At 46.3% G+C, this 12,667-nt stretch carries 12 protein-coding genes and 1 riboswitch; of the genes, 8 read left to right on the forward strand and 4 right to left on the reverse strand.

The genetic code is table 11. The features are described from left to right. Positions 1 to 13: 13 nt before the first annotated feature. Positions 14 to 463 carry a hypothetical protein gene (locus QUB25_RS04740; RefSeq protein ID WP_333182191.1) on the reverse strand — a complete coding sequence of 150 codons (450 nt, stop codon included), beginning with the start codon at positions 461 to 463 and terminating at the stop codon, positions 14 to 16. Positions 464 to 560: 97 nt separating this feature from the next. Between QUB25_RS04740 and QUB25_RS04745 the strand changes: the two genes are divergently transcribed. From QUB25_RS04745 to QUB25_RS04755, 3 genes are read left to right on the forward strand one after another with little or no spacing between them, the layout of a single operon-like run. Further along, the gene (locus QUB25_RS04745; protein ID WP_333182192.1) at positions 561 to 887 is read left to right on the forward strand and encodes a hypothetical protein; all 327 of its coding nucleotides are present in this window, start codon (positions 561 to 563) and stop codon (positions 885 to 887) included. Between the two features lie 15 nt (positions 888 to 902). Beyond that, positions 903 to 3,035 (forward strand): pentapeptide repeat-containing protein, encoded by a 2,133-nt coding sequence (locus tag QUB25_RS04750; RefSeq protein WP_333182193.1) that lies wholly within the window; start codon positions 903 to 905, stop codon positions 3,033 to 3,035. A 56-nt stretch (positions 3,036 to 3,091) separates the two neighbouring features. Continuing rightward, positions 3,092 to 3,424: a DUF2834 domain-containing protein gene (locus tag QUB25_RS04755; RefSeq protein WP_190656091.1), complete on the forward strand. Its 333-nt coding sequence runs from the start codon at positions 3,092 to 3,094 to the stop codon at positions 3,422 to 3,424. 411 nt (positions 3,425 to 3,835) lie between these two features. Here the strand turns inward: QUB25_RS04755 and QUB25_RS04760 are convergent, their stop codons facing one another. Genes QUB25_RS04760 through QUB25_RS04770 form a run of 3 tightly spaced genes read right to left on the reverse strand, consistent with a single transcriptional unit; the run spans position 3,836 to position 6,437 of the window. Next, positions 3,836 to 5,410 (reverse strand): FAD-dependent oxidoreductase, encoded by a 1,575-nt coding sequence (locus QUB25_RS04760; protein WP_333182194.1) that lies wholly within the window; start codon positions 5,408 to 5,410, stop codon positions 3,836 to 3,838. Positions 5,411 to 5,419: 9 nt separating this feature from the next. Next, entirely contained in the window at positions 5,420 to 5,602 is a 183-nt protein-coding gene (locus tag QUB25_RS04765) for a hypothetical protein (protein ID WP_333182195.1), read from the reverse strand. Positions 5,603 to 5,654: 52 nt separating this feature from the next. Continuing rightward, the gene (locus tag QUB25_RS04770; protein ID WP_333182196.1) at positions 5,655 to 6,437 is read right to left on the reverse strand and encodes a Uma2 family endonuclease; all 783 of its coding nucleotides are present in this window, start codon (positions 6,435 to 6,437) and stop codon (positions 5,655 to 5,657) included. 174 nt (positions 6,438 to 6,611) lie between these two features. Next, positions 6,612 to 6,758: riboswitch (cobalamin riboswitch) on the forward strand. 61 nt (positions 6,759 to 6,819) lie between these two features. Here QUB25_RS04770 and QUB25_RS04775 point away from each other — a divergent pair. From QUB25_RS04775 to QUB25_RS04795, 5 genes are all read left to right on the forward strand, one after another. Beyond that, complete coding sequence (locus QUB25_RS04775) at positions 6,820 to 7,539, forward strand: energy-coupling factor ABC transporter permease (protein ID WP_333182306.1); 720 nt, start codon at positions 6,820 to 6,822, stop codon at positions 7,537 to 7,539. A gap of 3 nt (positions 7,540 to 7,542) precedes the next feature. Continuing rightward, complete coding sequence (locus QUB25_RS04780; RefSeq protein ID WP_333182197.1) at positions 7,543 to 7,875, forward strand: energy-coupling factor ABC transporter substrate-binding protein; 333 nt, start codon at positions 7,543 to 7,545, stop codon at positions 7,873 to 7,875. Beyond that, on the forward strand, positions 7,872 to 8,672 hold the full coding sequence (gene cbiQ, locus QUB25_RS04785; RefSeq protein WP_333182198.1) for a cobalt ECF transporter T component CbiQ: 801 nt from the start codon (positions 7,872 to 7,874) through the stop codon (positions 8,670 to 8,672). The genes QUB25_RS04780 and cbiQ overlap by 4 nt, the downstream gene beginning before the upstream one ends. A gap of 385 nt (positions 8,673 to 9,057) precedes the next feature. Further along, on the forward strand, positions 9,058 to 10,098 hold the full coding sequence (locus QUB25_RS04790) for a DUF2207 domain-containing protein (RefSeq protein ID WP_333182199.1): 1,041 nt from the start codon (positions 9,058 to 9,060) through the stop codon (positions 10,096 to 10,098). A 433-nt stretch (positions 10,099 to 10,531) separates the two neighbouring features. Next, positions 10,532 to 12,625: an SPFH domain-containing protein gene (locus QUB25_RS04795; RefSeq protein WP_333182200.1), complete on the forward strand. Its 2,094-nt coding sequence runs from the start codon at positions 10,532 to 10,534 to the stop codon at positions 12,623 to 12,625. The last annotated feature ends 42 nt before the right edge of the window (positions 12,626 to 12,667 follow it).

Below are 12,667 nucleotides of genomic sequence, written 5' to 3' on the forward strand. Positions count from 1 at the left end.
TTCCGTTGTATTTTTAATTTCGCTTTTGGGAAATAGAGAGAGAGTAAGGGTGTTGACCTTGAGATCGATCGCCCACAAAAATAACATAAGTCCCCTTGTCCCCATAACCGGAAAATTCTACATTCCCCGCAGCAGCATTCGCCGGCAGCACGCAGAAACGCCCCCTCGGCCCTTGAATCATTAAACTTGGAGCTCCAGCGGTTTGTACTGCAATCCGCCAGTAAGGCAAATCCTGCGTTACTTCAATGACGTGGTTCGGCCCTTGGGAGACAAAACCGCAGTCCCCGCTATTGTTCGGGCCGCCGGAAACTCCAGAAACTCGCAGCGGTTCGGGAAATCCCGGAGCAATTTGTAGCGGTTGGCTCCGAAGGGCACCGGCATCCGCTAAAATCATTGCCAAGGCTAGGGTCACGATCGGGCTAAACCACAGTTTGCCGCGATCGCCCGGATAATGGCTCTTCATGTTTCCTCACACAATGACATTTGGTTCTAGTTCTTTGACGGTAGGGGATAACGGCTGTTCCAAACACATTAATCTAAAATAACTTCGGAATTTTTTTATGAATCCTCAAAATAACTTCAATTGGCAGCAAGCGTTCGGAGAACTAAAAGCTAAAGTAGAACGATCGCCACTGATCACACAAAATTCAGACAGCTATCAAGCTGTCGGAACCTTCTACAATCAATTATTGGACAAGTTTCAAAGACTCCCCAAACCCGGGCAGGTGGCAGCCTTTGCCGTCGGAGCGATAATTGTCCTGACAGTCTTCAATAGCATCGTACAGCTAATTTCAGCGCTGATGACTCTTGCCGTTCTCGGAGTGCTAATCTACATAGCGTATAAATTGGCAATTTCCCCCCAGTCCTCAAATACTAACGACAAATAATAGGAATTTCTAAATATGGCTAACCCCACCGCGCCCAGCGGCATCAATCAACCCGATCCGTCTTGGCAAACACAATCCAAGCAAATGCCACTGCTGGTTCGCAGGTGCGGCGCTTGGGCAGTGGAAATTTCGTTAATTGCGGCCAGCGCCCTCGTTCCCTTCAGTATCGGGGCATTGGTCAACCAGGAATCTCAAACCGTGCCGCTCAATTCCTCAGTAGCAGCAGCATCCGAAACCGTCGCCCGTACCTTGGGCATACCCGTGCGCGATCGCAGCCCCAGAGTCGCACCCCTAACTAATCTATTATGGTCAGCGGCGCTGCTGGCACCGGCAGTTTTAGCGGGGTGGCAACTGTTTTTGCTCGCCAGAACCGGTCAAACTATCCCCAAACGCTGGTTCGGCGTCAAAGTTGTCACAGCGTCGGGTACTCCTCCGGGTTTTGGGCCAGTGCTAATTCGCGAAAGTTTGGGGCGCTGGGGAGTGCCTCTGGGCGTCGCTTACGGCATTTGGCGCTTGAGCGGTGCGTTTCCTGATTTGCTGATTTTAGGGGGACTCAGCGGCTTGGCAGTGCTCGCAGACGGCGCTTTTGCATTGCGCTACAAACGCCAATCCGGACACGATCGCCTCGCGAATACTTTGGTTGTCAATGCTCGATCGAATCAACTGTCTGCCGATCCTGTCCCGACTCAAGATTGGACTGAGGAAGACGCGCAAATTGCGGCTTTGGTAGTGACTCCACAAAGCAGCCTGAAAACAAATGCCAGTTTGTGGAATTGGATGCGCCAACACCCAGGCACAACTTTAGTGATAGTTACCGTCGGCTGCGCGGGATTGATTTTAACTTTGTTTGTCGGCACTCTCATCTACACTCAAAGTCAAGCAAATATGCGGGATTCCCGGCAGCGGAACGACGAATTATTTGTAGCTTTAGTTAGCAAATTGTCTCCCACATCGGCTAGCGGGGCATCGGGCAGGCGATCGGCAATTTTGGCTTTGGGGGCGGTGGAAGACTCCCGCGCCGTACCCCTGCTAGCGGATTTGCTAGCTCAAGAAGACAACCGCGCCATGTTGGACGCCATCCAGCAAGCTTTAGTCAGTAGCGGGCCGAAAGCTTTGCCTGAGTTGCAGCGGTTGAATCAAGCCCTCAGCAACGACCTCGATTCCCTGCGCTTTGGCGGCAAGGCCCCGGAACGCGAGTTAGCGGCCGCCCGCCAGCGAACAGTACAAAGGGCGATCGGCAAAATTCTCACAGTGTATAGCAGCCAACTCAACGGCACGGATCTGAGCCGCACGGATTTAGCTCAAAGTCCTGCCGGCCCATCTCAGTTTACTTTAGTTTTAAACAAAGTTGACTTGTCAGGAATTAAGCTGAAAAATGCCAATTTAACCAATGCCAGCTTGCAGGGAGCTCGCTTTTACGGCACCGGCGAAGACAGGCGTCCGGGTACATTTGACGATTGGATTTCTGACTTGAGCGGCGCTAATTTGGAAGGAGTAAATTTGACCGGGGCGTCTTTGAACAGTGCTGTCATGAACCGGACTACTTTTGTGCGCGCTGTCATGAACAAAGCTAATTTGTCAAACGGCAATTTGAATTCAGCTAATTTCAGCAGTGCTATTTTAATAGGAGCAAATTTACAGGAAGCGCAGTTAAAAAATGCCAGTTTTACCGGGGCAGATATAGGAAGCGCGAATTTGTCGGGAGCAGATTTGTCTGGCTCGCGTTTGGCCAAAGTGAAGGCTCAAGGCGCTCAGTTGTCCTTGACAAATTTGTCTAAATCGGAATGGCAAGGTGCTGATTTGTCCGGTGCTGATTTGGGCGGCGCAAACCTACAAAAGGCAGATTTGACTTCGACTAAACTCGCCAACGTGAATTTAAAAGATGCTCGGTTGCAAGATGCGAATTTTCGGAATGCGGAGGTGAGTTCGGTTGATTTTAGGGGGGCGAATTTAGCGGGAGCGAATTTTAAAGGCGCTGTGTTTCTGGGGAAAACCGCTTCGGATCAATTTATTCAAAATCCGACTGGTAATAAATCCGGTCGATTCCTAGGAGTTGATTTTGCGGAGGCTAAGAATTTAGATAAAAGTCAAATTGCTTACATTTGTTTGCAGGGGGGGATTCATCCGAAGTGCCCGCAGAAGAAGTAAGGATTGGTTGTTACCGAGTAGGCTAATACAGTTGATGGCGAACAGGTAGGGTAATTATGAGCGTTAAGCGAATCATTTATCTCATCCTAGCCATTCTGGGGCTTGTGCTGCCTTGGTACTATAACTTGCAGTTTTTTAGCAATGCTGGCTTGCTCGACTTTGTAAACGAGAGTTCGGCTAATCTTGCTGCGAAATCGGTAAGTTTAGATTTGTTTATCGCAACTGTAGCAGGAAGCACTTGGATGTACGCTGAGTCGAAACGATTGGATATAAGTTTTGTAGGGCTGTACATACTTCTGGGTGTGCTTGTTTCGTTTTCATGTGCTTTCCCGCTTTTCTTGTTTGTGCGGGAAACCAAGCTGGAAAAATCAAGCGAAGTCTCAAGTTGAAAAATTGTTTCCCCGGTTAGTGCCACGCAGCACAATAATTCGGTGCAGGCGAGGGAGGTATTATATAATTTCCGGTAAAATCACCGTTATAGGTTTGTAGTGACGACGGAAGTGCTCAGAATTTTATGAGGATTAAATTCCTCACTACAAACCAACGTGATTGTTGTCGTTCGAGGTAGCATAATACTAATAGCAATTTCACTCATTTTTTGCTAAATTTTTTTGGCTTGATTTTCGTTCCACCTGCCCAATTTACTACTGCATTGTTTATTGAAATTGCTATTATATCGTTTCCGGTTGTATCGGTATTTTTCAAAGGTTCAAACAGTCCGTTGTCGCGAAAGCATAATTTTAGTCAACAGTCAACAGTCAACAGTCAACAATTCCGGAGGACTGCAACCGGAATTTATATTACGCAATAGCATCCGAATTGGCAAGAGTCTCGAATTGCGCCAATAGCATTGCCTCACCATTATTTGGAGTTCCAAAAATTTTAGGTAACTGACCTGTTTCAGCGAGAACTTGTCTCACTTCTCGGTTAGATACATCGGCTAGATTTTTGTTATTTAGAATAGCATTAACCGCAGCGATACCCACACCTTGACCAACTGCGGCGTTGAATTCAACAATTCTGCCGACAGAACAGGCAAACCCTTCAAATCCAGAACAGGGACTTACCACTGCCAGGTTAGGAACGTTTTTAATTAATGCGTGGCGGATGCCAATATTAAAGATAGGGTGTTTAAAACTCAGACTTTTAAACCATCCTAGACGAGTTGCTTTATCGCGAATACCCTGGATACCTCCCCGTACATCAAAATGATAGCTAAATGTTGCCAGGGCTTCATTAGCAGGTACGCCACCTAACAGCATTTGTGCGCCAGTTAAAGGTTCTACAACTCCCGTCACATTGCCAGCGTGTCTGATATAAAGTTCTGACGCAGAAGTAACAGAAGTAGCCCCCAAACTCTTCAGCCAAGTGGTAATAAATAAGATCTCTCTTTGCATATTAGCCGTGGGTTTGCTCCCGCTTCTGGCTAAGGCTTCCGCTTCGCTGGCGGTGACTGCGAATAAAAGCGCATTCCACGAAAGTCTGTCATTTGGAAGTATGGCTATATTTCCCTCATCTAAAATTACGCCAGTTTCAGAAAAAGATAGTTTTCTTCCTCTAAAAGAGTGGTAAGCTACAGACAGAGCCGGCGAGCGAACATCGATGTAATCGTTACCCGCCCACAGAGTTTTGAGATTGCCTTTAGTGTCCTTCATTTCCCGCCGGAGTTCTTCTGCTAGTAGGGCATCTTTGTCGGCAGCGTACAGCACAAATTTTTGACTCTCTGAATCGGCCAGGTTGGTGAAGCGTTTTAGATAAATATAATCGAATTCTTTTAGGGTTCTTGCACTGAGTCCTTGGGTTTCAAAAACGAGGGTGACTGGAAGTTCTGAGTTAGGCAGACCCAATGTTTCAAATCCATTCAGCTTTCTCACACCTGCAGCTTGAGCTAATTCGCCATTGACAGTGGCATCAATAAATTGCTTGCCGGCATAAACTACGCCTTGAGAGGTGGTTATACTGGCAATTTTTTGACCTTCTTTACGAACTGATTTAATTTCTACTTTGCTGAGGAGATCTGCCCCAGCTTGTACTAGCATTTCTTTCAGCGCTGCACTGGCTTTGCGGGGGTCAAGTGCAATTGCCTTAACGCCGGATTTTTGTAAAAATTCTTTATAGATTGTCGCCGGTGAACCAAAGGTATCTAACTTTAAAGATTGTTGAAGTTCTTCACTAATCTGACTTCTATCTAAATAAGCAAGACCGCCTCTTACCAAATGCCCGCCAATTCCTTCTTGCAAGCTTGCTTTCGACATCAGTAGAATTCGCGGATAACGCTTTGTTCGGCGAAGATATTCTCTGGAGGCAGAGATAACAGCTAGAACTCCTGGAACTTCATCACCAAAACAGATGATATCGTAAGAACGCAGATCCATGACCATTATTTAATAACCTCTGTTGATTTTCATTTTTTCGAGCTGCATCTCAATGTTTGCCGTCAAACTCTCTGTTTTTCCCAAATCTAGCTCGATATTTCCTGATTTTTGCGATAAATATTCACACATTTCTGGAGGCAGCAACCGGGTTTTTCCTGAAAATCTTTCGTTGACGATCGATCTCGGTTGCAAAACCCGGTTTCTGAGCCTCAAGAGTATCTCTGTGTTGTACTCTTGATTGCCATCAGGTCAGATTATCAGGATCTATCCCCAACTCCCGCAATCGCTGAGCTAGTCGATCGGAACGTTCAGCCAGTCGATCGGCGCGCTGGGCTTCCTGTTGGGCGCGCTGCGATTCCTGTTGGGCGCGCTGCGATTCCTGTTGGGCGCGCTGCGATTCCTCTTGAGCGCGCTGCGTGGATTCTTTCACCTGTTCTTCAGGAGTCAGATAACGTTTTCCATCGGCATCATACCAATACAACCACTCCCTTGTCACCCCCGAATAACTTCCCCTTTCACAACCAATCCCCAAACCAATTTCTGGCATCCAAACTGGATTTCCTGGCTGTAATTCATACTTTCCATTGACTAACTTGTGTACTTCTAAACGAGGTTTACGACGGCGGCGGGAAGAATAAATGACGTAATAAAGTACACCTAAAGCTTGATATTCCTCCAACTTTGTGCTGTATTCCTTGCGATAAGTTGGGGAAACTACTTCCAGCACAAAACTCGGCAGAACATTTTCATCCCACAGCACGTAACTCGGACGCAATTCTTCGTCGTAATATCGTTCTACTCCTAAACTTAAGAAAGCATCTGGGACAATGGGCGGTTCGTCAGGGTGATGATAAATACCCATATCTATGCCAAAAAACCAGTCCATGCGTTCTGACCAAAGTATGAGGAATATTGCTTTTAACAACCCTGGTATTAGCTCTTGGAGTTCGTTATCCACAGGCGTTTCATCCGAGTCTGGTAGTTCATCGGCGGAGGGCAAGTTCCTCGGCAAGTTGTACTGTAACATTGCGGCTTTCCTCAAAACTCACTAATATTATACCGTTGATTTGTTGAGCGATAGTATTTATTGAACGAACCGCGAAGAAGCGAAGGAAGAGAAGAGAAGATGATAGGTAATTTTGACTTAGTTAATCGGAAGTAATTTTTGTAAAAGATTTGCTGAGACTTACACGATCGACTAAACTATGTCTAACCAGTCGGTTCTAATGGGGAGCAGCCGTTAGAGGAAACGGGGAAAGTTCGGTGCAAGTCCGGTGCTGTCCCGCAACTGTAATGAGAGTCATGTCGCTTTCTGAGTCAGGATGCCCGCCGATGTGTTAGTTTACATAGTCTCATCTGCGAGGTTCAGCGTGAAGACCAGAAATCGGAAATTGGTCAGCTTGGGATTGATGGCTGGCTTGAGTTGTTATATTGTCCTGGGTTCGGCAACGCCCGCCGCAGCTATGCACATTTCGGAAGGTTTTTTGCCGGTGCAATGGGCTGCATTTTGGTGGATTGTGGCGTTGCCTTTTTTTGCCTTTGGGTTGCGATCGATTACTCGCATTACAAAAGAACACCCGGAACTTAAACTATTGCTTGCTTTGGCGGGTGCGTTTACTTTTGTGCTTTCTGCTTTAAAAATTCCCTCGGTAACGGGCAGTTGTTCTCACCCGACGGGTACGGGTTTGGGCGCAATTTTGTTCGGCCCTTCGGTGATGGCTGTACTGGGGGCTTTAGTCCTGTTGTTTCAAACGTTACTGTTAGCGCATGGTGGGTTGACAACGCTGGGAGCGAATATGTTTTCGATGGCGATTGTCGGCCCTTTCGCTGCGTATTTTATCTATCGATTGCTGTTGCGAACAGGTAGCCAGCGGGCGGCAATTTTTTGTGCTGCGGCTTTGGCAGATTTACTGACTTATGTGGCGACTTCGATTCAATTAGCGTTAGCTTTCCCCGCAGCAAGTGGCGGTTTTATAGCTTCGTTTCTCAAGTTTGCGGGCATCTTTGCTATCACTCAAGTACCCCTGGCTATAAGTGAGGGATTGCTGACTCTATTGGTCTGGAATTGGCTGCATTCTTACGGGAAGCCGGAGCTTGAAACTTTGAAATTATTGAGACAGGAGTCATAAGCCGTGAATCAAAAACCTACAAAAAATTACCAATCTACTTCGCGGCAAAATTGGCTTTTGGCTGGTGCTGTGATTGTTCTGGCAGCGTTGCCTCTCGTTTTTGTGCGGGGTGAATATGGAGGTTCCGATGACCAAGCTAAGAAAGCAATTACCGAAATTCAACCGGGTTATAAACCTTGGTTCAATCACTTGTTTGAGCCGGCTAGCGGAGAAATTTCAAGTCTATTGTTTGCGTCTCAAGCGGCGATGGGGGCTGGCGTAGTTGGGTACGTCATTGGGTTGTATAAAGGCCGATCGCAATCTCGGCAGCAGTCTGATAATAAATCGTCGGAATGAACCATCAGATTGATAGTCTGGCTTATACAAATCGCTTGCGGGGGTTGCCGCCATCTCACAAGTTATCCTTTGCGATCGCCCTTTTAATTCTGTCTCTCGTTTCTGGGGCGATCGTCCAATTGTCGATCGCCCTTTGGTTGGCTGTCTGGATCGTCTTTTATGCGGGTATTCCGGGGAAACTGTATTTGCGGTTGCTGTCGCTACCGTTGATGTTTTTGCTGACAAGTGTGCCTGCTTTGGCGATGGGTGCGGTTGCGGGCGATCGTATCCCCGCGATTCAGTGGGATATTTGGCAAGGTTGGGGCATTAGCATCGGCACTTTTTATCTGTATGTGAGCCGCACCGGCATATACCAAGTGAGCTTGCTATTTGCCCGCGCCTTCGCATCGACAAGCTGTATGTATTTCATTCTCTTGACGGTGCCATTTACCGAAGTCTTGCAGATTCTCAGACAATTACGCTGTCCAGAGTTAGTCACAGAACTGCTATTACTAATGTATCGGTTTATTTTTAGCTTATTGGCGATCGCCGATGAACTTTGGATCGCCCAAAACTCGCGCTGTGGCTATCGCACTTGGAAGCGGGGAATGCACAGTTTAAGCATTTTAATCGGGCAATTGCTTCAGCGAACTTTGGAAAACTACCGTCAAGTTTCGCTGAGTTTAGCGTCACGGGGCTTTAATGGAGAACTGCGCGTGTGGAATTCTTACCCTTACAAACCTTCGCGAAGATATGCATTTGAAGCCGTGTTTGGTTGCACGGTTTTAAGTTTGTTAAGTGTCGTATTTCAACGCTAAATTTATTAGGAATATTGATATAACCCACAGTTAGGACACGGCAGTGCCGTGTCGCTACCATTAATCGGGCGATGGTTACATCTTTCGCGGGGATGAGCGATGATTTTGAGGTAGGGAAACGGCACTGCCGTGTCCTCCGACAATTAATCGGGTGATGGTTATACCCGAGGGGAGCGATCGATTATTTTGGGGTAGGGAAATGGCACTGCCGCGTCCTCCGTTACTATTTAGGGGTACGGGTTTCAACCCCTGCCGCACTAAAATAATGACTTTTATGAACTAAAATAATGACTTTTATGAACTAAAGTAATGACTTTTATGAATTGACCTTACAAGAAATCTATTGAATGATTGTAATCAAGAGATTTCTAGTAGGAATTATATTATGAAAAAAGGTCAGTTCAAAAAAATACTTTGTTTCTTAATGACCTCCTTGACCGTCTTTCTGGTCACAGTCACTCAGGCACGGGCCCAACAACTACCGTTTTACTGGGATAACATCAACGTCACAATCGACGTTCAGACCAACGGAGATATGTTAGTTACGGAAAATCAAAAATATGTGTTCACAGCCGACTACAACACTGAACGATATCGCTATATTCCTTTAGGCAAGGTAGATGAAATTAAAGATGTCACCGTTCAAGAAAATAATCAAATAATTCCGAGTAGCACGGGGATTGAAAACAATGAACTTTGGATTCGTTGGCAACATCAATTAAAAGCGCCAGAATCACATACTTTTGTCATCAAATATCGTGTGGTAGGCGGATTGCAGGTAGATGGTGAGAATACTCTAGTTTATTGGAAAGCCATTGCAGCGGGTCGCAAAGCTCCGATTAAGACGGGAAAAGTTACGGTGCAATTACCAGAAGCTTTGTCAGGGAAAGTTCTATCGTTTACGAATTTTGGTACAGCCGCAGTTCCGCGTCAAGTAGATCCTAAAACATTTGAGTTTGTGGCAACTCAGCCTATTCAACCCCAACAAGAATTAGAAGTGCAAATTGCATTTCCCCAGCAAATTCTGAATATACCTCAACCTGGTTGGCAACAAACTGGAAACCCTCAAACTTCTGCTGGAGAAGAAGGCTTTTTTATAGACCCCTGGACCCTTTTTTTTCTAATGTTGTTCGGACTTTTTCCAGCTTTAGCAATTATCACATCCATTGCAAATCGACGCTGCCCTGAGTGTACAAAGTTCAATCTCAAACGAACTTATAAAGTTTTGATTCCTGCAACTACTAGCCGTTCAGGAAAGCAGCAAGTTACCCATCACTGCGGAAGCTGCTCTTACCATCGCGAGTACGAAGAAGTAATTCCAGTCATTAGCCATAACAGTGGCGGTGGTGGCGGTGGCGGTGGCGGTGGCGGTGGCGGCGGTGGCGGCGGTGGCGGTGGCGGCGGTGGTGGCGGTGGTGGCGGTTAATATCAACGGGAGTTAGGCATCACAACCAAAGAAACCGGGTTTTTACCGAATCTGTGGGCTGTAAAGAAGTATTGTCGCAAAAAACCCGGTTTCTGAGCACCCGTTGATATATTGATCTTACCCAAATTCAGGACACGGCAGTGCCGTTTCCCTACAAATAATCGGGCGGTGGTTACATTTTTCATGAAGTGCTCATGATTATTTTAGAGTAGGGAAACGGCATTGCGGTGTCCTCTTTTTAACATTTGGTAAAACTTTTATTGCCTCATTTTTGGGTACAACCGATCGCATTTCATGCACAATCATATTCCAAATATGACTTTTATGAATATAATTAATGACTTTAATGAATTGACTTCAACAAAAATTTATTGAATACTGATTGTAGTTAACAACTTTTCAGTACATTTGAGCTTAAAACAGGTTAAAAACTATGACTAAATCACGTTGGCTTCGCAAACTTTTACCATTAACAGTATCTTTCGCAACCGCGATCGCAGCAGCAGGCGCTTTTGCCCCACCAACTTCCGCTCAAAGCAATCCGCCGCCGCAAGCCCAAGAAGTTCAACCAGCCCAAGCAGAAGGATTTAGCATTCCGATTTGGATCTATCCCGTAGGAGCAATTTTCCTAATTTTCATCTTTATACCGAAGATTGGCTGGACTTTGGGATTAATTGCGATCGGCGAACGAGAAGTGGGAATTGTTGTCAAGAAATTTTCCCGCAAAAATTTGCCATCCAGTAGATTGATTGCTCTCGATGGCGAAGGAGGTTTGCAAGCAGATACCCTTCCTCCCGGCTGGCATTTTGGTTATTTCCCCTGGCAATATAGCATTCGCAAAGAACCAGTTGTTGTCGTTCCTCAAGATGAAATCGGTTTAATTATTGCCAATGACGGAGCCACCATTCCTCCCGATCGCATTTTAGGCAAAGTCGTCGATTGCGACAATTTCCAAAATGCCCGCAAATTCCTCACCGACGGTGGAGAAAAAGGACGGCAACTAGCCATAATCACAACTGGCACTTATCGGATTAATACGGCTGTATTTGAAGTCATTACTTCAGCTAATGCCACTGCAAAGGGTATGCAGCCGTCGGAATTTCAACTATACAAACTTGCTCCAGATCGCGTGGGAATTGCGAACGTGCTAGACGGGATTCCGATTGATGAAGGTGAAATTGCCGGACCGATAATTCCCGGTCACGACAATTTCCAAAAAGCGCAATCTTTCATCAAAGGTGGCGGGCGCAGGGGCTTGCAAGAACAGGTGATTTTATCCGGTTCTTGGAACCTCAATCCCTGGTTTGTGCAAGTAGAACAGGTAAAAATGACGGAAGTGCCGATCGGCTATGTAGGGGTAGTAATTTCCTATGTGGGAAAATCGCACCAAGATGTAAGTGGCGCCGCTTTTACCCACGGCAATCTTGTCAATAAAGGCGATAAAGGTGTGTGGGTCGAACCGCTTTACCCCGGCAAACATCCCATCAATACAAAAGTGATGAAAGTAGAACTTGTTCCCACTACCGATGTTGTTTTAAACTTCACATCGCGGTTCAGCGGAGAACACGGCTACGACTCCAAGTTAAGTGCTTTGAAATTGCTTTCTTTTGACGGATTCACCTTTGAGTTAGAAGTTTTTCAAATTATTCATGTCGGTACTTTGGATGCACCGAGAGTCATTTCGCGCCAAGGTTCGATGCAAAATCTAATCGACCAAGTGCTGCGTCCAATTGTGGGCAATTATTTTCGCAATTCTTCTCAAGAATATACAATACTCGATTTTCTAATCGCGCGCAGCGAACGCCAAGCAGAGGCGGCAGAACACGTTCGTCAAGCCCTGCGGGCCTATGATGTGCAGGCTGTTGACACGCTGATCGGTTTGATTTCGCCGCCAGGAGAGTTAATGCAAACATTGACCGATCGCAAAATTGCTCAGGAACAAGAAAAAACTTACGAAGTGCAGCGCATTTCAGAGTCGCAACGTCAAGAATTGGTGCGTGCAACTGCGATCGCAAACATTCAAAATCAGGTGGTGGCGGCAGAACAAGGGGTGAAAATTGCCCAACTGAGTGCAACTGCTGCGATCGAACACGCAAGTGGTGAAGCAGAAGGGATTCGGCTGATGGGACAAGCAAAAGCGGATGCTTATCAAGTTGGTGTCAACGCTTTGGGTACGCAGAGTTACACGCTGTTGCAACTGATGCAAGCGGTTTCGGATGGTAGCGTTCGCGTTGTTCCCGATGTGACAGTGAATGGTAACGGCGGTAGTGGGGGTTTGTTGGACGGTTTGATGGCAATGTTGCTGCGGAATGAAACCAGTAAAAATGGAGAAAATGGAGCACAATCACCTGTAATTAATGTCAAAAAATCTAAGTCTGTTGTTGTGGAACCTGTGGCCGAATCACCAGTAGCCAAAGTGCATTCGGTGAAGTCGCCGGAGTCTCCTAATCATTCACCAGTTTCTCAGTCTGTGGCTGTTGCTGAGATTGATATTGATTCGGCATTTGGTGAATTGTTAGATATTTGAGTTGAGTGCAATTTGTAGAGAGGACGACTGTCCTCTCTGAAA

The organism is Microcoleus sp. B3-D7, from assembly GCF_036705305.1.
In the GTDB taxonomy this organism is placed as follows: Bacteria; Cyanobacteriota; Cyanobacteriia; order Cyanobacteriales; family Microcoleaceae; genus Microcoleus.

Excerpts from the sequence above, each read along its gene's own strand:
- cbiQ (WP_333182198.1), top strand. The coding sequence starts at position 7,872 with ATGAACCATCAGATTGATAGTCTGGCTTATACAAATCGCTTGCGGGGG.
- QUB25_RS04755 (WP_190656091.1), top strand. The coding sequence starts at position 3,092 with ATGAGCGTTAAGCGAATCATTTATCTCATCCTAGCCATTCTGGGGCTT.
- QUB25_RS04770 (WP_333182196.1), bottom strand. The coding sequence starts at position 6,437 with ATGTTACAGTACAACTTGCCGAGGAACTTGCCCTCCGCCGATGAACTA.
- QUB25_RS04775 (WP_333182306.1), top strand. The coding sequence starts at position 6,820 with ATGGCTGGCTTGAGTTGTTATATTGTCCTGGGTTCGGCAACGCCCGCC.
- QUB25_RS04740 (WP_333182191.1), bottom strand. The coding sequence starts at position 463 with ATGAAGAGCCATTATCCGGGCGATCGCGGCAAACTGTGGTTTAGCCCG.
- QUB25_RS04760 (WP_333182194.1), bottom strand. The coding sequence starts at position 5,410 with ATGGATCTGCGTTCTTACGATATCATCTGTTTTGGTGATGAAGTTCCA.
- QUB25_RS04795 (WP_333182200.1), top strand. The coding sequence starts at position 10,532 with ATGACTAAATCACGTTGGCTTCGCAAACTTTTACCATTAACAGTATCT.
- QUB25_RS04745 (WP_333182192.1), top strand. The coding sequence starts at position 561 with ATGAATCCTCAAAATAACTTCAATTGGCAGCAAGCGTTCGGAGAACTA.
- QUB25_RS04790 (WP_333182199.1), top strand. The coding sequence starts at position 9,058 with ATGAAAAAAGGTCAGTTCAAAAAAATACTTTGTTTCTTAATGACCTCC.
- QUB25_RS04750 (WP_333182193.1), top strand. The coding sequence starts at position 903 with ATGGCTAACCCCACCGCGCCCAGCGGCATCAATCAACCCGATCCGTCT.